Raw genomic sequence first — 22,095 nt, 5'->3', positions numbered from 1 at the left:
CAGTCCCCTTCAACACCCCGCAGAGGAGCGGTACCTCATGCAGCGCGTCTGTTTCCTGCTCAAGGTCCGTGAGGACCGGATGGACGAGTACCGCGAGCGGCACGCCGCCGTGTGGCCGGAGATGCTCGAAGCGCTCTCGGCCACCGGCTGGCACAACTACTCCCTCTTCCTGCGCGACGACGGCCTGCTCGTCGGCTACCTGGAGACCGAGGACTTCCAGGCGGCGCAAGCCGGCATGGAGGCCGCCGAGGTCAACGCCCGCTGGCAGAAGGAGATGGCGCCGTTCTTCGAGTCGCTGGACGGCGCCCGGCCCGACGAGGCGATGAAGCCCCTCACCGAGGTCTTCCACCTCGCCTGATCCGCCGGACAGGCCCTTGTCACACACGACTCGCCCCCTCCCCGTTCCCCACCTCGCCCGACAATGGAGTCCCCGAGATGAAGAGACGTACGCTGCTGGGCGCCGCACTCGCCGGTGCCGTGGTGACCCCCGCACTCGGCTCCGCCACCGCCCGCGCCGCCGACCCCGGCCCCTCCGTCACCCAGACCGGCAACACGCTGCTCGACAGCCAGGCCATCTTCTTCGTGTCCTACGACGGCCTGGTCAACAACAACGCGTTCCAGAAGAACGCGCTGCTGACCTACCAGGGCTACCAGTACGCCGTCTGGTACACCGCCGACCGCAACGCCGTCGTCGGCCGCCGCGTCCGCGGCTCCAGCACCTGGTCCACCGTCAAGGTCGGCCACACCCTGCGCTACAATGACTCCCACAACGTGATCTCGATGGGCGTCTCCAAGATCGACGGCCGGCTGCACCTCAACATGGACTCCCACAGCGACGGCTTCACCTACGTCAAGTCCGTGGCCGGCCTGATGGACAACCCGGCCGGGCTGAGCTGGACCACGAGTCGCTTCGGCGCCCCCCAGTCCACCCTGGACGGGCTCGCGCTCACCTCGCAGTTCACGTACCCGCAGTTCATCTCGATGCCCGACGGCAAGCTCCAGCTGAGCTACCGCGCCGGCATCTCGGGCAACGGCCGCAACGCGATCGCCGAGTACAACGGCACCTCCTGGACCAACCTCGGCGAGTGGACGTCCTCCACCGGCACCTACACCAGCGAGCACGGCTCCTCGACGGCCCGCAACATGTACCTGCACGGCATCGACTACGACCGCGACGGGCGCCTGCACGCCATGTTCACGTGGCGTGAGCAGAACGGCGCCGTGATGTGCAACGGCGGCGGCATCACCAACCACGACACGGGCTACGTCTACTCGGACGACCTGGGCCGCACCTGGCGCAACAACGCGGGCACCGTCGTCGGCACCACCGGCGGCTCCGACAAGGTCTCCGTCACCGACGCGGGCCTCGTCGTGGACGCGCTCAACCCCGACCACTCGCTGATGAACCAGGAGAGCCAGTGGACCGACTCCGCCGGCCGACCGCACGCCATCATCAGCTACGTCCCCGGCCGCTTCGGCCAGTGCACGACGAACTACGTCGCCGACCGCACCGCCAACGGCCGTGCCTTCCTCGTCCGCAAGAGCTCCTCCGGCGCCTGGGCGAAGACCGAGATACCGGTGGCGCTGAACTCCAGCCAGCGCACCAAGCTGGTCATGGACAAGTACGACAACGCCTACGCGATCTTCCCGTTCGGCCGGATCGCCGGTGCCTCGGCGGCCTCCGGACACACCGACTGGAAGATCCTTTTCGACGGCTCCGGGCTCAACGCCTTCGGTGAGGTCGTCTTCGACGAGATGCGGATCGCCCAGGACAACGTCCTGTCGGTCATGTACCAGGTGAAGTCCACCGGTACGACGCCGTCCGCGCTCCGCGTCATCGACTTCGCACTGCCCGCCTGATCCCCGTACGACGGGAACGTGCGTTCCTGCACCTGACCGGGTCATTCCTGTGATGGCCACAGGTAATGTGAACGTATGCCCGCCGTCCCGTACCTTCCTGGAGGTCCCCGTCCGATGTCGCAGTCGGTGGGTATCAAGGACGTCGCCGCGGCCGCCGGAGTCTCCGTCGGCACGGTGTCCAACGTCATCAACCGGCCGGATTCGGTGGCCTCCGGGACCCGCGCCCGTGTGCTGGCCGCGATCGACCGCCTCGGTTATGTCCGCAGCGAGTCGGCGCGTCAGCTGCGGGCGGGGCGCAGCCGCATCATGGGGCTGCTCGTGCTCGACATGGGCAACCCCTTCTTCGTCGACGTCGCGCGCGGTGCCGAGCGGGCCGCGCGCGACGCCGGGCTCGGCGTGATGGTCTGCAACAGCGCGCAGAGCGCGGGCGAGGAGTCCGAGTATCTGTCGCTCTTCGCCGAGCAGCGGGTGCGGGGCGTCCTGCTCACGCCCGCCGACGCCACCGGGCGCAACATCGAGGCGTTCCGCCGGCACGGCATCCCCTTCGTTCTCGTCGACCGGGTCGCCGAGGGCACCACCGAGTGCTCGGTGTCCGTCGACGACGTGGCGGGCGGCGCGCTCGCGGTACGGCATCTGGTCGACGCCGGCCACCGCTCCATCGCGTACGTCAGCGGACCGGCGGGCCTCAACCAGGTCCGCGACCGCCGCACGGGCGCTCTGAATGCCCTGCACGAGGCGGGGCTCGGCCCAAAGGCCCTGCGTGAACTGCCCACCGAGCGCCTCGACGTGGCCGCCGGCCGTGACGCGGGTGCCCGCCTCCTCGGCCTCGCCGCCCGCCCGACCGCCGTCTTCTGCGCCAACGACCTGCTCGCCCTCGGCGTGCTCCAGGCCATGTACGCGGCCGGCGTGAGCGTCCCGGACGACCTCGCCATCGTCGGCTACGACGACATCGAGTTCGCCGCCGCGGCCGCCGTCCCCCTCACCTCCGTACGGCAGCCCGCGGTCACCATGGGTGCCCTCGCCGCCGAACTGCTCCTGGAGGAGACCGAGGCCGAGACCGCGCCCGACCGGCACGAGCACCGGCGGGTCGTGCTCCAGCCGGAGTTGGTCGTACGGCGCTCCAGCCTCTCGGCACGCTGAGCAATCTGTGCTGGACTGGACCACGGCCCGGAACCCGCACGTCCAAGGAGCCCTGTTGTCCGTCAGTTACCGGCAGCCCGGTGTCGTGCTCACCGACCGTCGCTTCACCGTCCCCCTCGACCACGACGACCCGGCGGGGGAGCGGATCGAGCTCTACGCGCGGGAAGTCGTCGCGAGCGACAAGGCGAAGGCCGAACTGCCCTGGCTGGTCTACCTCCAGGGCGGCCCCGGCTTCGGAGCGAACCGTTTCATCGGCCGTCAGGCCTGGCTGGAGCGGGCCCTGAAGGAGTACCGGGTGCTGTTGCTGGACCAGCGCGGCACCGGTGCCTCCACCCCCGCCAACCGCCAGACGCTTCCGCTGCGCGGCGGCCCCCGTGAACAGGCCGACTACCTCGCGCACTTCCGCGCCGACTCCATCGTCCGCGACTGCGAGGCCATCCGCCCCGAGGTCACCGGCGGCGCACCCTGGACCGTCCTCGGACAGAGCTTCGGCGGCTTCTGCACGGTCACCTACCTCTCCACCGCGCCCGAGGGGCTGAGCGCCGCCGTCATCACCGGCGGCCTGCCGACCCTGGACGGTCACGCCGACGACGTCTACCGCGCCGCCTACCCGCGCATCGAACGCAAGGTCGCCGCGCACTACGCCCGTTACCCGCAGGACGTGGAGCGGGCCCGCCGGATCGCCGAGTACCTTCTCGAACACGAGCCCGTCCTCAACGGCGGCTACCGGCTCACCGTCGAGGCCTTCCAGTCCCTCGGCATCCTCCTCGGCCGCGGCGACGGCAGCCACCGGCTGCACTTCCTGCTGGAGGACGCCTTCGTCACCACCCCCGATGGCCCCGCCCTCTCCGACGTCTTCCAGGAGGAGGTCCAGAGCCTGCTGTCGTTCGCCGGACACCCCCTCTACGCCCTCGTCCACGAGGCCTGTTACGGCCAGGGCGGGCGCCCCACGGCCTGGTCCGCCGAGCGGGTGCGCGCCGAGTTCCCGCAGTTCGACGCCGCCAAGACGCTCACCGGGGACGGGCCGCTGCTGTTCACCGGAGAGTCCATCCACCCCTGGACCTTCGACACCGATCCGGCGCTGCGCCCCCTGCGCGACACCGCCGAGGAACTGGCCGCCCGTACCGACTGGGCACCCCTGTACGACCCGGCCCGCCTCGCTGCCAACGACGTCCCGGTCGCCGCCGCGATCTACCACGACGACATGTACGTCGACACCGCTCACTCGCTCCGGACGGCCCGCTCGATCAAGGGCCTGCGCACCTGGGTCACCGACGAGTTCGAACACGACGGCGTACGGGCGGGCGGACCGCGCGTGCTCGACCGGTTGCTGGCGCTGGCGCGGGACGAGGAGTGACGGACGGCGTGTGAGCCGGGCCAGGATGTCAGTGGTGCGGGCTACTGTGCGCCCATGACCGACGACCCGCAGAAGGATCAGCCGGACCAGCTCACACCCATGCCCGACGACTGGCGGCGCGCCCTCGCCGTGGTGGCCCACCCGGACGACCTCGAGTACGGCTGCTCGGCGGCCATCGCCGCCTGGACCGACGCCGGCCGCGAGGTCGCGTATGTCCTGGCCACCCGTGGTGAGGCGGGCATCGACACCCTGCCGCCCGCCGAGTGCGGCCCGCTGCGCGAGCGCGAGCAGCGGGCCAGTGCCGCCGTCGTGGGCGTGAGTGAGGTCGAGTTCCTCGACCACAAGGACGGCGTGATCGAGTACGGCCTCGCCCTGCGCCGGGACATCGCGGCCGCCATCCGCAGACACCGCCCCGAACTGGTCATCACCCTCAACCACCGCGACACCTGGGGCGGCGTCGCCTGGAACACCCCGGACCATGTGGCCGTGGGCCGCGCCACCCTGGACGCCGCCGGCGACGCCGGGAACCGTTGGATCTTCCCGGAACTCGTGGAGCAGGGACTGGAACCCTGGAACGGCGTCCGCTGGGTCGCCGTGGCCGGTTCCTCCACCCCCACCCACGCGGTGGACGCCACGCCCGGCCTCGACCGCGCGGTCGCCTCCCTCCTCGAACACCGCACCTACATCGAGGCGTTGACGAGCCAGGACCCGGAGACATACGTACGGGAGTTCCTCACCGGCTACGCACGCACCACCGGGGAGCGCTTCGGCGGCAGACCGGCGGTGGCCTTCGAGGTGTTCGCCCGATGACGGGCCGCCACGACGATCCGGGCGGGGTGCGCCTTGTGCCCTGGTCGGAAGGTGACTTCTGGCTGCTCCGGCGGATCAACAGCCCGAGGATGACCGAATATCTGGGCGGCCCCGAGACAGAGGAGGAACTCGTCGCCCGCCACCGGCGCTATCTGGAAGTGGGGGAGGGGCAGATGTGCCGGATCACGCTGGCCGACACCGGGGAGAGCGCGGGTTCCATCGGCTACTGGGCCCACGAGTGGGAGGGCGACATGGTGTGGGAGACGGGCTGGCAGGTGCTGCCCGAGTTCCAGGGCCGGGGCCTCGCCGCACGGGCCGCCCGCACGGTCGTCGACATGGTCCGGAATACGGGCACCCACCGCTATCTGCACGCGCTTCCCCGAGTGGACAACGCCGCGTCGAACGCGGTGTGCCGCAAAGCCGGGTTCACGCTGCTCGGCGAGATGTCCGTCGAGTATCCGAAGGGGCAGTGGAGCATGTCGAACAACTGGCGGCTGGACCTCGAACGCACATGACCGGCGCGCGGCCGTGTCCCGTTCAGGCGGCGAGCGCGTGACCGAGCGTCCGCTGCGGGGCGACGACACTGCCGTCCGGCAGGAGTTCACCGGTGTCGTCGAAGACGATGGTGCCATTGCACAGGAGGCTCCAGCCCTGCTCGGGGTGGGCGGAGACGATCGCGGCGGTGTGGTGGTGCGGGCTGTCGGCGCTGGGACATACGGGCCGGTGCGTGCACATGATGTCTCCTCAGGGGATGCGTCCGAGGTGGCTTCTTCAGTCGTAGCGGAACTTGTTTTCGGTTGTATTAGGGACCCCTCCGGACCCGAAAACTCATCGGTGAGTTCTCGTTAGGGTGAACCGTATGGAACAAAGATCTGGTGACGTCCTCCAGTTGCACGATCTGCGCGCGGACTGCGGCAGTTGCTTCGGGCTGTGCTGCGTGGCGCTGCCCTTCGCCGCCTCGTCCGACTTCGCCGTCGACAAGGCCGCGGGCAAGCCGTGCGGGAACCTGCGGGACGACTTCCGCTGCGGGATCCACACCCGGCTCCGGGACAAGGGCTTCACCGGTTGTACGGTCTACGACTGCTTCGGCGCCGGGCAGAAGGTCTCCCAGGTCACCTTCGGCGGTCGGGACTGGCGTACGGGCGGCCGGGAGCACGCCCGGCGGATGTTCGACGTGTTCCCGGTCGTACGCCAACTCCACGAACTGCTCTGGTACTTGGCCGAGGCACTGACGCTTCCCGCCGCCCGTCCGGTGCACGCGGACGTACGCCGGGTGCGGGACGAGACCGAGAGGCTGACCGGGCGGACAGCGGGGGAGCTGGCCGAGTTGGATGTCGCCGCACACCGGCAGCGGGTGAACGAGCTGCTGCTGCGGACCAGCGAACTCATGCGGGCGGGCGCCGGGCGCAAGAAGAACCGCCGGAACGCCGACCTCATCGGCGCCCGTCTCAAGGGAGCCGACCTCAGCAGGGCCGATCTCCGTGGCGCCTACCTCATCGCCGCCGACTTGACCGGCGCCGACGTGCGCGGCGCGGATCTCATCGGCGCCGACCTGCGCGACACCGACCTCACGGACGCCGACCTCACAGGCGCCTTCTTCCTCACCCAGCCCCAGCTCGACGCGGCCCGCGGCAGCGCCGGGACTCGCCTCCCGACGTCAGTCACCCGCCCCGGTCACTGGGCGGCGTGAGGCCGCCGACGGCACCCCGCTGTGGCGAACAGAAGTTCTTCTACTGGCGGGTTCTGGTTGGCGTACACCCCCATCTCCGGTAGGTTAGGCAAGGCTTACCTAAGGGAGGTATGGGGATGGGTGACCGTCACACCTGGACGGCCGCGCCCGCCGCGGCGGAGCGTGCCCGCTCGGTGCTCGCGGCGGCGTGGTCCTGCGCGGTGACCGCCGAGGGCGGCCGCGAGGAGTTCGTCGGCGCACACACCGTCACCGAGGACGGCCGGGTGATCCTGTGCGTCCCCGAGGACAGCACGCTCGTCGCCGCCGCGATCTGCGCACCCCGCGGTGAGCCGTCCGCCGTGCTGGAGTTCGCCGACGTCGCGCCCGTCCCCGTGCGAGGCCGTATCCGCGCCCGGCTCTGGCTGGCCGGCTGGTTCGCGCCCAAGGACGGCGACCTGGAGTTCCGGCCCACCCGTATCGTGCTGCGCGAGCCGTCCGGCGCGGTCGTGGTCGACCTCGACGAGTTCGCCGCCGCCGCACCCGACCCGCTGGTCACGGCCGAGTCCCGTCTGCTGACGCACCTCGCCGACGCACACCCCGACGCCGTCGAGCGCCTCACCCGGCTCGTCCCGCACGACAGCCTGCACGGCGCCGTACGCGTCCAGCCGCTCGCCGTCGACCGGCACGGCCTCACCCTGCGCATCGAGCGGGCCCGCGGCAACGGCGACGTACGGCTGACGTTCCACAAGCCCGCCGACACCGTGGCCCAGCTCGCCGAGCGCATGCACATCCTGCTCACCCAGGCCAGCGCCGCCTCCTGCCCCCGCGCCCTACAGCGGCAGCGCACAGACGGCGACGGGTGACGCGAACGGCTCGCCCGCGGACCGCAGTTCACCGCTCTCGCCGTCGACGTGGAAGACCCCGACCGTGCTCGACCGCTGATGTGCGGCGAACAGCAGGCTCCCGTCCGGTGAGAAGGCGATCTGACGGGGGAACCCCCCGCCCGCCGGCACGGTATCCAGGAGCCTCAGCCGGGCACCCCCCTCCTCGACCGCGTAGCGCGTCAGGCTGTCGTGCCCCCGGTTGGCGAGATACGCGTACGAGCCGTTCGGCGTCACGAGGAGCTGCGCCGGATAGCTCGTGCCCGAGCCCGTCCCCGTGGGCTGTGGGTCGCCCGGCGTGAGCTTGCCGCTCCCCGGGTCGTAGGCGCAGACCGCGACCGTGTTGTCGACCTCGTTGGCGAGATAGGCGTATCGCCCCTCGGGATGGAAGGTCAGATGCCGGGGACCCGCCCCCGCCCGCGTCCGCGCGCGCGACACCTCGGTCAGCGTGCCCCGGGATTCGTCCAGCCCGTAGGTGTACACCGCGTCGGTGCCCAGGTCGACGGCGAGGACGTGTCCGCCGTCAGGGCTCGCGGCGATGTAGTGCGCGTGCGGGCCCTCCTGGCCCGGGCCCGGTGCCGGGCTGCGGTGCACGACCAGATCCGTGCGCTCGCCCAGGGCCCCCGAGTCCTCGACGGGGTGCACGGCGACACTGCCCGTGCCGTAGTTGGCACTCAGCAGCCACCGCCCGCTCGGGTGCACCGAGAGATGGCAGGGGGCCTCGCCGCCGCTGCTCCGGGTGTCGAGGACCTTGCGGTCCGACAGCCGTACGGCGGTCACACCGCCCTCCGCCCGCTCGTTGACGGCGTACAACGTCCGTCCGTCCGGATGCGCCGCGAGATACGACGGGTCGCCGACACCGGAGATCGTTCCCTTGCCCGTGATACGGCCGCTTCGGGCGTCGTAGGTGGCGACCCCGATGCCGGTGCCGCCGCCGTCGGCGGAGGTGTACGTGCCGAGGAACAGCGGCCGGGGGCCGGAGAGGGTGGGGGAGGGCGAGGCGGCTGCCGTCTGGGCCCCCGCTTCCGCCGCCGAGGGCGCTGTCGGCGTCGAGGCGCCCCGCGCCGGTGCGGACGGCGTAGGTCCGGCGGCCGTCCCGTCGGAACGGGAGCAACCGGCCAGGGACGCCGGAACGGCCGTCGCCGCCAGCATCCCCAGGACGCGGCGCCTGCTCCAGCCGCCCGGATTCCGTCCCGCCTCACTCGCCATTCGCGCACCTCGGTCGTCGCTCGTCCCCGTCCGTCACCCACCTTGACGGGTACGAGCGGTCCGGTGCAAAGAACGACGGCGGGTGTTGCGCGCCATGCAACACCCGCCGCCGAGGTCTGCCGACCCGCCGTGCGGCGCCCGGATCCGCTGCCGGACCCGTGCTGAGGGTTCGCTACCAGTCGCCGTCCTGGATCGGCCTGCCCGGCGCGTCACCGAGTGGCTCCACCTGGCCGGGAGCGGGTGCCTGCCACGGGTCGAGGTCTGTGCCGAGCCAGTCGCCGACGGGCTTCACGGCGCCCAGTTCGTCCGCCGGGGCGAGGTCGTGGGCGTCGGCGTCGTAGTAGTCGAACCAGGGCAGCCCGGCCCGGGTGTAGGCCGCGCGGTCGACGGGCGAGGGCGGCGGGGCCTCGCCGGTGATCCGCCGCCACTCCGGCGGGGTGACCAGATGCACGAAGACCCGGCCGCCGGGCTCCTCGGCCCAGCTGCCGCGCGGCCGGTCGTCCTTGTAGACCTCCTGGCGCATCGAGCCACCGACGCCGAGCCCCATCGCGGCGGGCGCCCGGGGCGGACCGGCGGGCGCGGGGGCGGCACCGGGCGACGGCATGCCGTACGCGGCCTGAGGCGGAGGCATGGCACCCGGAGGTGCCGGCATCACCCCCGGAGGCGGCAGCGGGGCGCCACCGAATCCCCCGCCGGTCCTCACCGACGGCACATCGCGGCTGTACTGCTCCTCCCGCCACGCCGCCAGCTTCGCGGCGTTCAGCGGGAACGACTGCAACTGCACCCCGCCGAACACCTCCTCGCCGGTGACCTGCCCCTCGACCGTCGCACCGAGCCCAAGCGGGACGGCCACGAACTGGCGGACCGTGCCCTTGCCGGAGTTGATGCCGTCGAGCCACGGCTGACGCGGCAGCACCACATAGTTCTGCGGGTCACGCGTGAGCGTGCTGCTCCACGGCTTGCCCGACACCGCGCACACCTTGCCCACGCCGACCTGGAGCGCGGCCGGTTCCGTCGTCCCCCCGAAGTGCAGCCACATCGCCTCGCGCAGGTACACCGGCAGCATCACACCGCCGCGCGCCCGCATCCGCTCGGGGGTCGTGTGCGGATGGTCCTCGACCCGGCGGATCGGGAAGTCGCCCAGCCCCGGCGGGAGTTGGTGCGTACCTGTCTCGGGCAGGCGCAGCGTGCGCTTGAAGCGCACCTGGACACCGCCCGGCAGATGCAGTGTGGTCCCGTCGATCCGCACGGCGCCGTGGGCCATTCCGTACGCTCCCCTCGATATCGCGTCGTACCTCGTCACTTAGTACGTCCGGCGAGGGCGGACCGGTTCCGCCGAAGGGGAGAAGGGATGCGCAGGCGCTCGCGGAGGCGCGTGAGGCGCGGGGAGCGCTCGCGCTGTTCACGGGTGCAGCGGTCGAGCTCCTCCAGCAGCCGCTGGGAGCGGTGCTCGGTGTCCAGCTCGTCCAGCATGCGGTTGACCTCCGTCAGTACGGCACCGTGCAGCTGCCACTGGCGGGGGTCCCGCTGGATGTCGTCGAGCAGCAGTTGTGCCAGCTTGTCGCGAGTCGCGGCGGCCGTGGACAACTCGGCGGCCAGCCGGGCCTCGGCGGACTCGGCGCTGCGGCTGACGTCGGTGGTGACCAGCACCGCGAAGCTGACCACCGCGTCACCGATCTCGGCCAGCAGCCGTTCGATGGCCGCCCCCACCTGGGGCGAGAACAGCGGCTCGGGCTCCCGCTCCCGGGCGAGGTCGGTGAGGGTACGGGCCAGTACCCGCAGGACCACCGTGCAGATCTCCAGCGTGTCCAGACCGGTGCGCAGGACGACCCGGTGCAGCAGGCCCTCCCGTACGCGTGGATTGAGCTTCAGGCTGTCCTCGGCCTGTTTGAGGGCCGCGTCCACCTCGACGATGTCGAAGTCGAGCTTGCGGGCCTCGTCGAGGTGGGCCGCCGCGGCCTCCACGGGGGTGCGGTCGGCGGCCTCCTCGCCGACGCGGATCATCAGCCGCCGCATCCGGCGGGCCAGGTCCTCGATGGACTCACCGGCGGCCTCGACCCACACCGGGGGAGCGAACAGGAAGTTGAAGGCGAGCCCGACGACCGCGCCGATCAGCGTCTCGAACACGCGCGCCCATGCCGTGTCGCCGACCTCGGTCACGCCGAGCACCAGCATCGCGCTGATCGCCACCTCGGGCACGTACTCGCTGACCCGCACCAGATGGCCGACGGCCAGTGAGGCGAGGATCAGCAGGGCGAGGCTCCACCAGGTGAGACCCACCAGGACGCTGAAGCCGATGGCGATGACGACGCCGGCCACCACCGAGTTCACGCGGCGGATGCCGTTGGTGAGCGTGGCGTAGAGGGTGACCTGCACGACGAGCAGCGCGGTCAGCGGAGCCGTCAGGGGTGCCGCCTCCGAGCTCACCTGCAGGGCCACCACATAGGCCACCGTCGCGGCCGCCGCCGATCGCACGGACTGCACGATCACCGGATCCTGCCGCCATTTTGTGACCTTGGGGCCGATCGCGGCCCACACACCACGTACGTCTCGCATCCCTGCGCTGTTCCCCTTCCGCCGACATCGAACGCATTGTTCGAGGACCTTAACCGGGGTGCTCCCCACCTTGTAGTGGTGGGCCGCCGGACGCGGGACCACTGGCGGCGGGGCTCAGGCGTACAGCTTCTCCAGGAAGGCGGACAGATGGCCCACCGTCCGCGCGATCTGCTCCTCCGTCGTGAGGCTCTCCTCGAAACGGCTCCCGGAGTCGAGGGCCTTCTTGCCGCGTACGTACAGGGAACACGCCAGGTCGGCGCACATGTAGACGCCCACCGAGTTCCCCTCGCGCCCGGCCGCGCCCGCCTTGCGGGCCGTCATCAGCGAGACCCCGTTGCCCCGGTGCGTCGTGAGGCACAGCGAGCACATGCTGCGGTGCAGGAAGCCGCGCTGTCCGGACGGGAAGCGCAGGGTGACGCCGACGAGCCCGTCGGCGCGTTCGGTGACGAGATAGCTGCGATCGGGCGCGCCCGGGTCTCGCCAGCCCAGGAAGTCCAGGTCGTCCCAAGGGCGTCGGTCCAGGTCGCGCGGCAGGGAGATCCGCTTGGCCTCGCCCTTGGAGCAGTTGATGAACGAGGTGCGGATGTCCTGCTCGGTGAGCGGCTTCATGGTGGTCCTCCAGGGATAAGAGCTATGGGCGAAACCTAGGAACTCTAGGTTCGAACCTAAGGTAATAGGCGATCTGGTGAAGGGACCACAGGTTTTCATCCACAGGTTTTCATCCACAGGTTTTCGTAGAGTGGCCCGCACACCGGTTTATGGCAGAGGGGGACTGTGGTGGACGACTGGGAGCGGGCTCGGCTGGTCCTCGCGGCGGCGGGACTGCCGCCGGAGAGCCTCACCGAGCGGCGGTCGCTCGGCGGTGGCACGTACAACACCGTCGAGGAACTGAGCCTCACCGACGGCACCCGCCTCGTCCTCAAGATCCCCCCGCTTCCGACCACTCCCGGCTTGGCCTACGAAAGTGAACTGCTGGGCGCCGAGGCCGAGTTCTGCCGAGCCGCCGAGACGGTGGGAGTCCCCGCGCCACGCGTGGTCGGGGCCGCCCTCGGCGACAGCGCGCCCACCGGCCGCCACCTTCTGCTGACGTACTGCCCGGGCGCCGGGTGGGAGGACCTGGAGGCGGCCCAAGCGGCCGCGCTGCGGCGGGAGCTGGGCGGACTGGTGGCCCGGCTCCACCGGGTGACGGGCCCCGGCTTCGGTTACCCGTCCCAGACCTTCGGCCCCCTGACCCCCGACTGGCGCACCGCCTTCACCGCCATGTACGACGCCCTGCTGGCCGACGCCCGCCGCTACCGGGCCTGGCTGCCCCGGCCCGTGGACGAGGTGGCCCGTACGGCGAAGGCCGCGTACGACTGCCTCGACGACGTGACCGTGCCGAGTCTGGTCCACTTCGACCTGTGGGACGGCAACATCCTCGTGGAGCGCGGGGAGTCCGTGCGGGTGGGCGGTCTGATCGACGGCGAGCGCATGTTCTGGGGCGACCCGATCGCGGACTTCGTCTCGCTCGCGCTGCTGGGTGACATCCGTCGGGACGAGGACTTCCTGGCGGGTTATCAGGAGGCAGGCGGGGAGGTCGAGTTCACCGCGTCGGCCCGGCGGCGGTACGCCCTCTACCGCAGCTACCTCTACCTGATCATGCTGATCGAGTCGGTGCCGCGCGGCTTGGACGACGGGCACCTCGCCTGGCGGCGGGAGCAGGTGGCGCCACAGCTGACGGCGGCCCTCGACGAGTTGACCGAGGGCGACTGACCGGGCCCGTGGTTTGAGCCGATCGGGTCGAGGTACCCGCTCCCGGCGCACGATCAGGAAGGGAGCACGCCGTGACCGATCACCGACTGGAGGCTCCCGGCGAGAACGGTGACCCCGTCCCCAGGGATCTGCCCGACCAGCAGGCGAACGAGGGCGACGACCCGTGGGAGGTCGCTCCGACGCGGGGCTCCGACGACGAGGAGGACGGCGAGCCCGCCACCGATGTGCCCGACACGGACGAGGCGGGCACCGGTAGGCAGGGCGCAGCCCAGTCGGCCGCCGTCAACCCCGAGCAGCCGGTCCCGGACGAGCCGTCCGGCTGACCTGGGGAGACGAGCCGTCCGGCTGACCTGGGGATCTGGCAGCCTTCCGGCCGCCCAAGAACTCGGCGCCTCCCCGGTGGGACCCGGGGAGGCGCCGTCCTGCCGGCCGGGGACGCATGCGGGGCACAGGGCGCGTCCGCCGGTCGCCCTCACCCCACCTTCCGCCCCCGAAGCGGCTCCGTGTCCGCCCCGGCCCCCTGCCGCAGCCCCTCCAGGAACTCCTCTAGCACCTCCACCGCCGTGCGCTCGGGCCGCCAGCCCAGTTCGGCGCGGGCCTTGGTGCAGTCCATCAGCGGCAGCCGCAGTACGGCGTCGAAGAGATGCGGGGAGGCGGGCAGCAGCCGGAGGTTCCATGCGGCGGCGACCGCGGACCGCGCCGCGACCCGCGGCATCCGCAGCGGACGGGAGCCCAGCATCTCGCCGAGCAGCCCCGCGTCCACCGGCGGCTCCGCCGCGAGGTTGAAGGCGCCGTGCACATCGGTGTGCAGCGCCAGCCGGTACGCCTGGGCGGCGTCATCGGTGTGCAGGGCCTGCACCTTCAGGCCGGGGATGTCCGGCATGAACGGCAGCAACTCGGGACGCATCAGCGGCCCCGGCAGGAAACGCCCGCCGAAGATACGCCGCTGCTCGCTCGCCGACTCCCGCTTGAACAGGAACGCGGGCCGCATCCGCACCACCCTGACCCCCGGATGCTCGTACTCGAAGGAGTCCAGGGCACGCTCCAGATAGGCCTTCTCCCGGCAGTACGCGGCGCCCGGCCAGCCGTGCGTGGGCCATGACTCCTCGACCGCGTGATCCTTCGGACCCGGTGAGTACGCGCCGACCGACGAGGCGTGCACCAGCGTCGGGACCTTCGCCGCCGCCACCGCCCCGAAGACCCGGATGCCGCCCAGCACATTGGTCCGCCAGGTCACGGCCGGATCGTGCGTCGGCTGGAACGCCCAGGCGAGATGGACGACCGCGTCCGCCCCCTCGAACTCCTTCACCAGGTCGGCGCCCTCGGACCCGAGGTCCACGGCCGACCACTCCGTCTTCGCGGGCGTCCACTCGGGAACCCGACGGGCCAGTCCTCGCACCTGACCGATCTGCGCGTCCTCCGTGAGCAGACGCACCAGGCTCGTCCCGACATTGCCGGTGGCGCCAGTGATCACGATCCTGCGGCCGGCTTCCTCGCTCATGGTCGGCTCCTCTCGCGCTGCGCATCCTCGGGGCCGCCCACGAATACCCGCGCCGGGCGGATACACGCGACATCCGCCCGGGGTTCGGCCGTCACCCGGTGGTCACTTGGTGAACAGTCGCTCGGTCAACAGCCACTTGGTCGATCCCGGCGGAAACAGGCCGCGCCCACGAGAAGATCACCCCATGACCGAGATCATCCTGATGTCCGACCCGAAGGTGGCGGCCGTCCCCGTCCACGACGTCGACGAGCCGCTCGTCGACGTACGCGGGGACAGCCCGCTGCTGGTCGACGCGCGCAAGACCGATGCCACGGGGGCCTTCGCCCATCTGCGCGCGGGCGTGCTCGACCGGCTGGTCAAGGCCCAGTCGCTGCTGCCGAACGGGTTGCGCCTGCTGTTCGTCGAGGGGTACCGGCCGCCGTCCCTGCAGCGCGCGTACTTCGAGGAGTACGCGTCCGAGATGCGGGCCCTGCACCCCGACTGGGACGCCGACCGCATACGCACGGCGGCCAGCCGCTATGTCTCCCCGCCCGAGATCGCCCCGCACTCGGCGGGCGCCGCCGTGGACCTGACCCTCGTCGACGCCGACGGCCACGAACTCGACTTCGGCACCCGGGTCAACGCCAGCCCCGAGGAGAGCTCCGGCGCCTGCTTCACGGGCGCCGAGAACATCACCCCCGAGGCCCGCGCCCACCGCGAGACACTCGGCGCCGCCCTCACCGCGGTCGGCCTGGTCAACTACCCCACTGAGTGGTGGCACTGGTCGTACGGCGACCGCTACTGGGCCCTGATGACGGGAGCACCGGCCGCGCTCTACGGCCCGCGGGAACGCGCGGACCGAGCCTGACGCGAGGACGGAGTCTGGCGCAAAGAGAAGCCCCGACCGGACGGGGGAATCACGGTCGGGGCAGTCTGTGGCGGGGGAGGTGGGGCGCTCCGCGTCCCCTCCACACCCACGCTTCGTTCAACGGGAAAGTACCAGCGACTGTTCCTTCCGGATCGGGACAATGCCGGTGATCTGCGTCACGCCGTCCGAGGTCGCCCACAGCTGCCCTCACCAGGTCATTCCGTCCGCCCCAGTGGGCTCTCCGCCAGCGTGGCCAGCAGATGCGCCGGATTCCGGAACACCGCCTCCGCACCGGCCGCCTCGAGCTCGGCGCGCGGAATGCCACCACAGAGCACCGCCACACAGCGCACTCCCGCCCGGACGCCGGCCCGCATGTCCCAGACCGTGTCGCCGACGAACACCGATCGCTGGGGAGACGCCCCGACCAGCTCCAGCGCGTGCTCGACCGGGTCGGGCGCGGGCTTGCCCTCGGCCACGTCGTCGGCGCTCGCGGTGGCCGCGATGGCGTCGTCCGCCCCGATCGCACGACGCAGCGCGGACAGCTCCGACCCACCGGCCGACGTGGCCAGCACCACACTCCACCCCTGACCGTCGAGCCGGCGCAGCAACCGCCCCGCCTCGGGCAGCGCGGGCAGCCGATCGAAGTACGTCCCGTACAGACTCTTATGCGCGGCACTGAGGGCGTCCGTCTCGTCCGGGTCGATCTCCTCACCCAGCAGATGCGTGATCAGATCACCCGACGGAAGCCCCACCGCCCGATGGATGTCATGCATCGCCACATGATGCCCACCCTGCCGAAACGCCTCCCACCAGGCGACCACATGCAGATGGTTGGTATCGACAAGCGTCCCGTCGACGTCGAAGACAGCAGCCCGCGCCATGTCACACCCTCTCCCTCTCCCTCTCCCGCGCCCACCCCAGTACCTCCTCCACCCCCCACGTAGTCACCACCCGCTCCGCCGGCACCCCGCACTCCTCCGCCCGGGCACACCCATGGATCTGCCAGGTCAGCTGTCCGGGGGCATGCGCGTCCGTGTCGATCGAGAACAGCACCCCCGCCTCCATGGCCTGCCGCAGCAGCCGTCGAGGCGGATCGAGCCGCTCGGGCCGGGAGTTGATCTCCACGGCCGTCCCGGTCTCCGCGCACGCCGAGAACACCGCGTCCGCGTCGAACTCCGACTCGGGCCGCCCACGTCCGCTGACGAGCCGCCCCGTGCAGTGGCCGAGCACATCGGAGTGCGGGTCGCGAACGGCGGCGACCATACGACGGGTCATCGCACGGGCGTCCATCCGCAGCTTGGAGTGCACGGACACCACGACCACATCGAGCCGGTCCAGCAGCTCGGGTTCCTGGTCCAGCGAGCCGTCGTCGAGGATGTCGCACTCGATACCGGTGAGCAGCCGGAACGGCGCCCACTGTTCGTTGAGCGCGGCCACCACGTCGAGTTGCTCGCGCAGCCGGTCCGAGGACAGCCCACGGGCGACGGTCAGGTGGGGCGAGTGATCGGTGAGCACCGTCCACTCGTGGCCGAGGCGCGCGGCGGCCCGGCCCATCTCCTCGATTCCGCTGCCGCCGTCCGACCAGTCGGAGTGCACATGGCAGTCGCCCCTGATCAGGGCCATCAACCGGTCACCCCGATCGGCGAGCGGGGTCTCGGCCTCCGATTCGAGCTTCCGCAGATAGTCCGGCACCTGCCCGGCCAGCGCCTCCCGCACCACCTTCGCGGTCTTCGGCCCGATCCCCTTCAGCTTCTCCAGTGATCCCGTGGCCGCCCGCTCGGCCACCTCGTCCGCGGGCATGGCGCCCAGCACGGCGGAGGCCGTACGGAACGCCCGTACGCGATAGGTGGGCGCCCGGTCCCGCTCCAGTAGGAAAGCGATGCGGTCCAGGGCCTCGACGGGATCCATGCCACCTCCAGCCTCCGGTCTCCAGCGTCACCCAGTCGCCGGGTACCCGCACACCCGGACTCATCCGGCCGGACCCCGCCCGGCCACACACCGCTGAACCGCTCTACGCTCTAGACATGACGGAAATCGCGAGCCCCTACATTTCCCACCCCCGGGTCATGGTGCTCGGGGTGCAGCCGGGTACGCCGCCGTTCCGGATCGTGGAGATCGACGGCCAGGTGGTCGGCGAGGCGAAGGCGATGACGGACGTGCTGGAAGCCGCGGCGGCGTACGGGATCGCCGTCCACGACCTCGACGACCCCGATCAGGTGCGTTGGGTGGGCGGCGACAAGTTCACTTGGACGCTGCACTAGCGCCCTTGCGGCGGATTCCGCGCAGGCGCCCGGCGAGGCCGCCACGCGGTGCTTTCCGCTGGGCCGGGGCGGCGCCCGGTGGTACGTGCACGGCCCGTCCGAGCCGTCGCCCCAGCAGCAGGTAACCCAGCAGTGCCCCCGTGGTGTTGAGGATGACGTCGTCGATGTCGAACGCGCGGCCCGTGACGACCGCGCCCTGCACCAGTTCCACCAGCAGCATCATCAGTGCGGTCAGCGCGGGCACCCGCAACAGCCCGCGTGCGCCGGGCGCCAGTACCGGCAGCAGGATCCCGAAGGGCACGCCGAGCAGGACGTTCCCGCCGATCTGCTTGAGTGCGTCGCGTGGTGAGGGGTGGTGCCAGTAGAGCTCCAGGGAACTGCCGGGTCGCAGGTTGCTGTGGGTGAGGGCTTCCGACGCCGGGGACGGCTGGAGGGTGAGTCCGGCGAGCACCGCGCCGAACACCACCATGGCCGCGAAGGCCAGTGCCATCACCAGCAGTCGTACGGGCAGCGGAAGTGGTCGGCGGCCGCGTGGTGCCGCCGACGAGCGGCGCCCGGAGGTCGTGGATCGGGAACGTGACGTGGTACGGGCCATGCAACCCTCCCAGTTTCAACTTCCCTTTGTCCCAAGGTGGTTACCCGTGAGGAGCAACCGAAATTCCCGCCCGCACGAGCCGCCGCCGGACCGTCTCGGACGGTTGCCCCGCGCCCGTCGGCGGCACTTGGGGCGGAGAACCGACCAGGGCCGCCCGCGTTCGGGGGATGCCGGGGCGTCGCCCGGGAGCGGGGAGGCGCGGACGTGTGCGGAGGTGACGTATGAACCCGACGTATGAACCCGACGTATGACGCGACCGTCCACCCTGCCCGCGCTGGAACTCCTGGCGTGGTGGGCCGCGCTCGCCGTGCTGTGGCTGGTTCTCATCACCGCCGTGGACGCGCTGGAGCTCGTCGTGGGCGCCGCCGCGGCGGCCGCGGTTCGTCGGCTCCGCCGGGTGCCCGACACGATGACGGCGGTCGCCGCGGTCCTTCTCGCCGGTGCGCTGGCCGTCGGTGTGCTGCGGGGCATCGCCGAGGTGGTGGGCCACGCCGTGCACGGGGCCGAGGCGGCCGGCGGGGGCGACCCAGGGGCCGGCTCCGGGGGAGCGATGGCCCCGCCGCCGCACTGGACCCCCTTGGGTGTCCTGCTCGGCTGTGTCTCGGCGCTGCTCGCCGCCGCGCTCGCGGTCCTCGCCGCGACCCGGTCCTGCCCGAGCCGGGCCGGATCCTGGCGCTGCGCCGCCTGCAGTCCGGCCACATCGGCGACTACGTGGCCTGGCTCCTGGCGGGGGCCACCCTGCTGGGGGTGCTGACGCTGCCGGGGCGCTGGGCGGCTGACGCCCTTGATGGCTCGTCAGGCCCCGTAGGCCAGGAGTCGTCCATCAGGCGCCGAACGTCACCTTCACCTCCTTGAAGCCGAGGGACTTCAGCAGGCCTTCGAGCATGTCGGTGGTGTTGGCTTCGGCGCGGTCCGTGAGCTGGCTCTGCTTCGCCGCGTCGCCGATGTGCTTGACCGCGAGGCGCTGGACGGCCTGTTCACCGTTGGGGTTGTCGGAGAACAGGTCGCCGAGGCGGTCGAGCAGACCGCGCTGCTTGGAGACGGCGTAGGAGTGCTCGGTGTCGAGGGCGGGCTTGCCCAACTGGGCGTGGGGGAGGTTGAGGGTGGCCGACGTCCGGTCCTCGTTGACCTTCACATCGTTCTCGCCGACCTTGCCGAGGTCGACGTAGGCGTCGACGGTGCCCGCGCCGACGTAGAGCGTGCGGGTGCCGCGGATCGCGTCCGGCAGGTACTTGGCGTCCTTCTCCAGGTCGACGACCACCTGGAAGTTGCCGGAGGCGGCGTCGTAGCGGCTCATGTCCTGGATGGACTTGAGCAGTGTGGGCCCCGAGCGGTCGTGTTCCTCGGTGCCGAACACGTCGTCCAGCCCTCCGAACACCAGCATCCGCAGCGCGGCCAGCAACACCACTATGAGGATGATCACGGCGGTGAGCAGTTTGGCCCAGCCGGGCACTCGCGTGCGCTTGATGGACGTCGTCATGTCGACGGCCCTCCTTCCTCTTTCAACGAATGCCCTCAAACTCCTTGGAAGAACGCCGAGTTGGGTGTTTGTCCACACTTCGCCGTAGGGCTGGACGCAGGCCTGGAGGCCAAGCCGTCCAGGTCACCGTACCGAATCGGCGTACGAGTGCCGGCCAGTAGCATGAGCCGCGCAACCCGTAATGATCATGTTCATACGAGGAGCCGACCGTGCGTGACATCGCCGTCTTCACCGGCAGCGCCCATCCCGAACTCGCGGACGAGGTCTGCGCGCACCTCGGGGTGCCGCTGAGCCCGTCCCGGGTGAGCCGGTTCGCCAACGACTGTCTGGAGGTACAGCTCCAGGCCAACTGCCGGGAACGGGACGTGTTCCTGATCCAGCCGTTGGTCGCGCCGGTGCAGGAGCATCTCGTCGAACTGCTGCTGATGTGCGACGCGGCGCGCGGCGCCTCCGCGGGCCGGATCACCGTGGTCATGCCGCACTACTCGTACGCCCGCTCCGACAAGAAGGACGCCCCGCGCATCTCCATCGGCGGCCGCCTCGTGGCCGACCTGCTGGTCTCGGCCGGTGCCAGTCGCGTACTCGCCATGACGCTGCACTCGCCGCAGGTGCACGGCTTCTTCACGGTGCCGGTCGACCATCTGCACGCGCTGCGTGAACTGGCCGCGCACTTCCGTCAGTACGACCTGGCCCGGACGACGGTCGTCTCGCCGGACCTCGGCAACGCCAAGGAGGCGGCGGCGTTCGCGCGGATGATCGGCGCGCAGGTGGCCGCGGGCGCCAAGCAGCGGTTCGCGGACGACCGGGTGAGCATCAGCTCGGTCATCGGCGAGGTGGCGGGCCGGGACGTCATCGTCCTCGACGACGAGATCGCCAAGGGCAGCACGGTCATCGAACTCCTGCAGCGGCTGCGGGAGTTGGGGCCGCGCTCGATCCGGGTGGCCTGCACCCACGGACTCTTCGCGGCGGGCGCCCTGAAGCGGCTCAGTGAACAGCCCGACGTCCTGGAGATCGTGTGCACCAACACCGTGCCGGTCCCGGTCGAGGAGCGCACCGAGAAGCTCAAGATCCTCTCCATCGCCCCCGCCCTGGCCGAGGCCGTGCGCCGCATTCACAACGGCGAGTCCGTCAGCGCCCTGTTCGACGCGCCGCCCGGCGAATGAACCCGATGCCGCAGAGCCCGCCGGGGTAGTGGGTCATAACGTGTGGGACGTGGCCTCGGGCTGTTCCAGGGCCGCGTCCAGTGTCGGGGCGGGCGGCAGCAGGCGGGACAGGCCGGTCACCTTCAGTACGCGCAGGGTGAGCGGGTGCGTGCAGACCAGGCGCAGTTCGCCGCCGCGGTCGAGGACCCGCTGCCGGGCGCGGTAGAGCAGGCGCAGGCCGGAGCAGTCGAAGAACTCGACGTGGCGCAGGTCGATCACGACCCGGGCGTCACGACGGCCCGTCACCGCGTCCAGATGCGGAATGATCTCCACCGCCGCGGCGATGTCGATCTCGCCGTGCAGTTCGAGCACGGTGCGACCGCGGTCCGTGTGGACCCGCAGATACCCGGTCGTGGGCGGTGTGGGGTCGTTCGACACGACGGCATCCCCTCCAACCGGCCCGCGTGAGGCCAAATCCCGTCCCCGCCCTGCAAGTTACCCCCGTCAGAGTGAATTTGAGCATGTTCGATTGACATATGTCTTCGATTTCTTCGGCATCCTGTCCGGAGTTTTTCGCGGGGTCTCCTACGACAGCGCGTGCCAGGCCTTGGACAGGGCTTTCCGGAACTGGTCGGCCTGGTGTGCGGTGAGGTCGCGGATCATGCGTTCCTCCAGGTCGCGCACCTGGTCGGCGACCTGGGCGAGCAGCTCGCGCCCCTCGTCGGTGAGCAGGATCAGCAGCTCGCGCCGGTTGCGCGGATTGCGCTCCCGGCGGACGAGTCCGCGGTTTTCGAGACTGCGAACGAGATCCGCGATGGACTGGGCGGTGACGAACGAGTCGCGGGCGAGCTGTGCGGCCGACAGGCCGTCGTGCCGCTCCAGGACCGTGAGGGACGTGTACTGCAGGGCCGTGATCCCGGCCGGCTTCACCAGCTCGTCCAGGTGTGAGCGGACGACCAGCTCGACCTGCTTGACCATATAGAGGAGGGAGGGGGGTGCCTTGGTGCCGACCATGAGGTCAGCGTAAGGCATTGA

26 protein-coding genes are annotated in these 22,095 nt (G+C 71.0%); 14 read left to right on the top strand and 12 right to left on the bottom strand.

The genetic code is table 11. The annotated features are described in order from the left end of the window. The first annotated feature begins 37 nt into the window (after window positions 1–37). From CES90_RS00970 to CES90_RS00945, 6 genes are all read left to right on the top strand, one after another. On the top strand, window positions 38–358 hold the full coding sequence (locus CES90_RS00970) for an L-rhamnose mutarotase (RefSeq protein WP_189781985.1): 321 nt from the start codon (window positions 38–40) through the stop codon (window positions 356–358). 77 nt (window positions 359–435) lie between these two features. Further along, a complete protein-coding gene (locus tag CES90_RS00965) occupies window positions 436–1,860 on the top strand; it encodes a BNR repeat-containing protein (RefSeq protein WP_189781986.1) in 1,425 nt (474 codons plus the stop codon). 114 nt (window positions 1,861–1,974) lie between these two features. Continuing rightward, window positions 1,975–3,000 carry a LacI family DNA-binding transcriptional regulator gene (locus CES90_RS00960; protein WP_189781987.1) on the top strand — a complete coding sequence of 342 codons (1,026 nt, stop codon included), beginning with the start codon at window positions 1,975–1,977 and terminating at the stop codon, window positions 2,998–3,000. Window positions 3,001–3,055: 55 nt separating this feature from the next. Next, window positions 3,056–4,357 (top strand): alpha/beta fold hydrolase, encoded by a 1,302-nt coding sequence (locus tag CES90_RS00955; protein ID WP_189781988.1) that lies wholly within the window; start codon window positions 3,056–3,058, stop codon window positions 4,355–4,357. A gap of 54 nt (window positions 4,358–4,411) precedes the next feature. After that, the gene (locus CES90_RS00950; protein ID WP_189781989.1) at window positions 4,412–5,167 is read left to right on the top strand and encodes a PIG-L deacetylase family protein; all 756 of its coding nucleotides are present in this window, start codon (window positions 4,412–4,414) and stop codon (window positions 5,165–5,167) included. Then, window positions 5,164–5,682 carry a GNAT family N-acetyltransferase gene (locus CES90_RS00945; protein WP_189781990.1) on the top strand — a complete coding sequence of 173 codons (519 nt, stop codon included), beginning with the start codon at window positions 5,164–5,166 and terminating at the stop codon, window positions 5,680–5,682. The genes CES90_RS00950 and CES90_RS00945 overlap by 4 nt, the downstream gene beginning before the upstream one ends. 22 nt (window positions 5,683–5,704) lie before the next feature. Here the strand turns inward: CES90_RS00945 and CES90_RS00940 are convergent, their stop codons facing one another. After that, on the bottom strand, window positions 5,705–5,902 hold the full coding sequence (locus CES90_RS00940) for a DUF5999 family protein (protein WP_189781991.1): 198 nt from the start codon (window positions 5,900–5,902) through the stop codon (window positions 5,705–5,707). Between the two features lie 124 nt (window positions 5,903–6,026). Here CES90_RS00940 and CES90_RS00935 point away from each other — a divergent pair, with 124 nt between their 5' ends. Together CES90_RS00935 and CES90_RS00930 are read left to right on the top strand one after the other, a co-directional pair. Then, window positions 6,027–6,857 carry a pentapeptide repeat-containing protein gene (locus CES90_RS00935; RefSeq protein WP_189781992.1) on the top strand — a complete coding sequence of 277 codons (831 nt, stop codon included), beginning with the start codon at window positions 6,027–6,029 and terminating at the stop codon, window positions 6,855–6,857. Between the two features lie 116 nt (window positions 6,858–6,973). Then, window positions 6,974–7,699 carry a DUF2470 domain-containing protein gene (locus CES90_RS00930; RefSeq protein WP_189781993.1) on the top strand — a complete coding sequence of 242 codons (726 nt, stop codon included), beginning with the start codon at window positions 6,974–6,976 and terminating at the stop codon, window positions 7,697–7,699. On the opposite strand, the gene CES90_RS00925 is transcribed toward CES90_RS00930, so the two are convergent. The 4 genes from CES90_RS00925 to CES90_RS00910 form a co-directional block, all read right to left on the bottom strand. After that, complete coding sequence (locus tag CES90_RS00925) at window positions 7,667–8,926, bottom strand: lactonase family protein (RefSeq protein ID WP_189781994.1); 1,260 nt, start codon at window positions 8,924–8,926, stop codon at window positions 7,667–7,669. The two genes, CES90_RS00930 and CES90_RS00925, sit on opposite strands and share 33 nt — an antisense overlap. A 172-nt stretch (window positions 8,927–9,098) precedes the next feature. Continuing rightward, entirely contained in the window at window positions 9,099–10,190 is a 1,092-nt protein-coding gene (locus CES90_RS00920; protein ID WP_189781995.1) for a hypothetical protein, read from the bottom strand. 35 nt (window positions 10,191–10,225) lie between these two features. Continuing rightward, complete coding sequence (locus CES90_RS00915) at window positions 10,226–11,482, bottom strand: FUSC family protein (RefSeq protein WP_189781996.1); 1,257 nt, start codon at window positions 11,480–11,482, stop codon at window positions 10,226–10,228. Window positions 11,483–11,596: 114 nt separating this feature from the next. Further along, window positions 11,597–12,091, bottom strand: a complete 495-nt coding sequence (locus CES90_RS00910) for an FBP domain-containing protein (RefSeq protein ID WP_189781997.1) — start codon at window positions 12,089–12,091, stop codon at window positions 11,597–11,599. A gap of 168 nt (window positions 12,092–12,259) precedes the next feature. On the opposite strand from CES90_RS00910, the gene CES90_RS00905 reads away from it, so the two are divergent. Both CES90_RS00905 and CES90_RS00900 read left to right on the top strand, forming a co-directional pair. Next, window positions 12,260–13,234 (top strand): phosphotransferase family protein, encoded by a 975-nt coding sequence (locus CES90_RS00905; protein WP_189781998.1) that lies wholly within the window; start codon window positions 12,260–12,262, stop codon window positions 13,232–13,234. A 71-nt stretch (window positions 13,235–13,305) separates the two neighbouring features. Continuing rightward, the gene (locus CES90_RS00900) at window positions 13,306–13,557 is read left to right on the top strand and encodes a hypothetical protein (protein WP_189781999.1); all 252 of its coding nucleotides are present in this window, start codon (window positions 13,306–13,308) and stop codon (window positions 13,555–13,557) included. Between the two features lie 149 nt (window positions 13,558–13,706). Here the strand turns inward: CES90_RS00900 and CES90_RS00895 are convergent, their stop codons facing one another. Next, complete coding sequence (locus tag CES90_RS00895; RefSeq protein ID WP_189782000.1) at window positions 13,707–14,735, bottom strand: SDR family oxidoreductase; 1,029 nt, start codon at window positions 14,733–14,735, stop codon at window positions 13,707–13,709. A gap of 184 nt (window positions 14,736–14,919) precedes the next feature. On the opposite strand from CES90_RS00895, the gene CES90_RS00890 reads away from it, so the two are divergent. Continuing rightward, complete coding sequence (locus CES90_RS00890) at window positions 14,920–15,582, top strand: M15 family metallopeptidase (RefSeq protein ID WP_189782001.1); 663 nt, start codon at window positions 14,920–14,922, stop codon at window positions 15,580–15,582. A 215-nt stretch (window positions 15,583–15,797) separates the two neighbouring features. Here the strand turns inward: CES90_RS00890 and CES90_RS00885 are convergent, their stop codons facing one another. Continuing rightward, window positions 15,798–16,463 (bottom strand): HAD family hydrolase, encoded by a 666-nt coding sequence (locus tag CES90_RS00885; protein ID WP_189782002.1) that lies wholly within the window; start codon window positions 16,461–16,463, stop codon window positions 15,798–15,800. Between the two features lies 1 nt (window position 16,464). Next, a complete protein-coding gene (locus tag CES90_RS00880) occupies window positions 16,465–17,490 on the bottom strand; it encodes a PHP domain-containing protein (RefSeq protein ID WP_189782003.1) in 1,026 nt (341 codons plus the stop codon). Between the two features lie 116 nt (window positions 17,491–17,606). Between CES90_RS00880 and CES90_RS00875 the strand changes: the two genes are divergently transcribed. After that, window positions 17,607–17,843 (top strand): type 2 periplasmic-binding domain-containing protein, encoded by a 237-nt coding sequence (locus CES90_RS00875; RefSeq protein ID WP_189782004.1) that lies wholly within the window; start codon window positions 17,607–17,609, stop codon window positions 17,841–17,843. Here CES90_RS00875 and CES90_RS00870 read toward each other — a convergent pair. After that, a complete protein-coding gene (locus tag CES90_RS00870) occupies window positions 17,824–18,438 on the bottom strand; it encodes a VanZ family protein (protein ID WP_189782005.1) in 615 nt (204 codons plus the stop codon). The genes CES90_RS00875 and CES90_RS00870 overlap by 20 nt on opposite strands. A gap of 247 nt (window positions 18,439–18,685) precedes the next feature. Here CES90_RS00870 and CES90_RS00865 point away from each other — a divergent pair, with 247 nt between their 5' ends. Further along, window positions 18,686–19,192 (top strand): hypothetical protein, encoded by a 507-nt coding sequence (locus CES90_RS00865; RefSeq protein ID WP_189782173.1) that lies wholly within the window; start codon window positions 18,686–18,688, stop codon window positions 19,190–19,192. Between the two features lie 69 nt (window positions 19,193–19,261). On the opposite strand, the gene CES90_RS00860 is transcribed toward CES90_RS00865, so the two are convergent. Continuing rightward, on the bottom strand, window positions 19,262–19,918 hold the full coding sequence (locus CES90_RS00860) for a DUF4230 domain-containing protein (RefSeq protein WP_189782006.1): 657 nt from the start codon (window positions 19,916–19,918) through the stop codon (window positions 19,262–19,264). Between the two features lie 209 nt (window positions 19,919–20,127). On the opposite strand from CES90_RS00860, the gene CES90_RS00855 reads away from it, so the two are divergent. Then, window positions 20,128–21,081, top strand: a complete 954-nt coding sequence (locus CES90_RS00855) for a ribose-phosphate diphosphokinase (RefSeq protein WP_189782007.1) — start codon at window positions 20,128–20,130, stop codon at window positions 21,079–21,081. A 33-nt stretch (window positions 21,082–21,114) separates the two neighbouring features. Here the strand turns inward: CES90_RS00855 and CES90_RS00850 are convergent, their stop codons facing one another. Both CES90_RS00850 and CES90_RS00845 read right to left on the bottom strand, forming a co-directional pair. Beyond that, window positions 21,115–21,498 (bottom strand): anti-sigma factor antagonist, encoded by a 384-nt coding sequence (locus tag CES90_RS00850; RefSeq protein WP_189782008.1) that lies wholly within the window; start codon window positions 21,496–21,498, stop codon window positions 21,115–21,117. A 147-nt stretch (window positions 21,499–21,645) separates the two neighbouring features. Continuing rightward, a complete protein-coding gene (locus tag CES90_RS00845) occupies window positions 21,646–22,074 on the bottom strand; it encodes a MarR family winged helix-turn-helix transcriptional regulator (RefSeq protein ID WP_189782009.1) in 429 nt (142 codons plus the stop codon). Window positions 22,075–22,095 lie beyond the last annotated feature (21 nt).

The sequence above is a fragment of the Streptomyces capitiformicae genome, from assembly GCF_002214185.1.
GTDB classification, from domain to species: Bacteria; Actinomycetota; Actinomycetes; order Streptomycetales; family Streptomycetaceae; genus Streptomyces; species Streptomyces capitiformicae.
This window is presented reverse-complemented; position numbering and strand designations above follow the sequence as displayed.

Coding starts and splice junctions, on each gene's coding strand:
- CES90_RS00970 (WP_189781985.1), top strand. CDS start 38: ATGCAGCGCGTCTGTTTCCTGCTCAAGGTCCGTGAGGACCGGATGGAC.
- CES90_RS00965 (WP_189781986.1), top strand. CDS start 436: ATGAAGAGACGTACGCTGCTGGGCGCCGCACTCGCCGGTGCCGTGGTG.
- CES90_RS00960 (WP_189781987.1), top strand. CDS start 1,975: ATGTCGCAGTCGGTGGGTATCAAGGACGTCGCCGCGGCCGCCGGAGTC.
- CES90_RS00950 (WP_189781989.1), top strand. CDS start 4,412: ATGACCGACGACCCGCAGAAGGATCAGCCGGACCAGCTCACACCCATG.
- CES90_RS00945 (WP_189781990.1), top strand. CDS start 5,164: ATGACGGGCCGCCACGACGATCCGGGCGGGGTGCGCCTTGTGCCCTGG.
- CES90_RS00940 (WP_189781991.1), bottom strand. CDS start 5,902: ATGTGCACGCACCGGCCCGTATGTCCCAGCGCCGACAGCCCGCACCAC.
- CES90_RS00935 (WP_189781992.1), top strand. CDS start 6,027: ATGGAACAAAGATCTGGTGACGTCCTCCAGTTGCACGATCTGCGCGCG.
- CES90_RS00930 (WP_189781993.1), top strand. CDS start 6,974: ATGGGTGACCGTCACACCTGGACGGCCGCGCCCGCCGCGGCGGAGCGT.
- CES90_RS00925 (WP_189781994.1), bottom strand. CDS start 8,926: ATGGCGAGTGAGGCGGGACGGAATCCGGGCGGCTGGAGCAGGCGCCGC.
- CES90_RS00920 (WP_189781995.1), bottom strand. CDS start 10,190: ATGGCCCACGGCGCCGTGCGGATCGACGGGACCACACTGCATCTGCCG.
- CES90_RS00915 (WP_189781996.1), bottom strand. CDS start 11,482: ATGCGAGACGTACGTGGTGTGTGGGCCGCGATCGGCCCCAAGGTCACA.
- CES90_RS00910 (WP_189781997.1), bottom strand. CDS start 12,091: ATGAAGCCGCTCACCGAGCAGGACATCCGCACCTCGTTCATCAACTGC.
- CES90_RS00895 (WP_189782000.1), bottom strand. CDS start 14,735: ATGAGCGAGGAAGCCGGCCGCAGGATCGTGATCACTGGCGCCACCGGC.
- CES90_RS00890 (WP_189782001.1), top strand. CDS start 14,920: ATGACCGAGATCATCCTGATGTCCGACCCGAAGGTGGCGGCCGTCCCC.
- CES90_RS00885 (WP_189782002.1), bottom strand. CDS start 16,463: ATGGCGCGGGCTGCTGTCTTCGACGTCGACGGGACGCTTGTCGATACC.
- CES90_RS00880 (WP_189782003.1), bottom strand. CDS start 17,490: ATGGATCCCGTCGAGGCCCTGGACCGCATCGCTTTCCTACTGGAGCGG.
- CES90_RS00875 (WP_189782004.1), top strand. CDS start 17,607: ATGACGGAAATCGCGAGCCCCTACATTTCCCACCCCCGGGTCATGGTG.
- CES90_RS00870 (WP_189782005.1), bottom strand. CDS start 18,438: ATGGCCCGTACCACGTCACGTTCCCGATCCACGACCTCCGGGCGCCGC.
- CES90_RS00865 (WP_189782173.1), top strand. CDS start 18,686: ATGACGCGACCGTCCACCCTGCCCGCGCTGGAACTCCTGGCGTGGTGG.
- CES90_RS00860 (WP_189782006.1), bottom strand. CDS start 19,918: ATGACGACGTCCATCAAGCGCACGCGAGTGCCCGGCTGGGCCAAACTG.
- CES90_RS00845 (WP_189782009.1), bottom strand. CDS start 22,074: ATGGTCGGCACCAAGGCACCCCCCTCCCTCCTCTATATGGTCAAGCAG.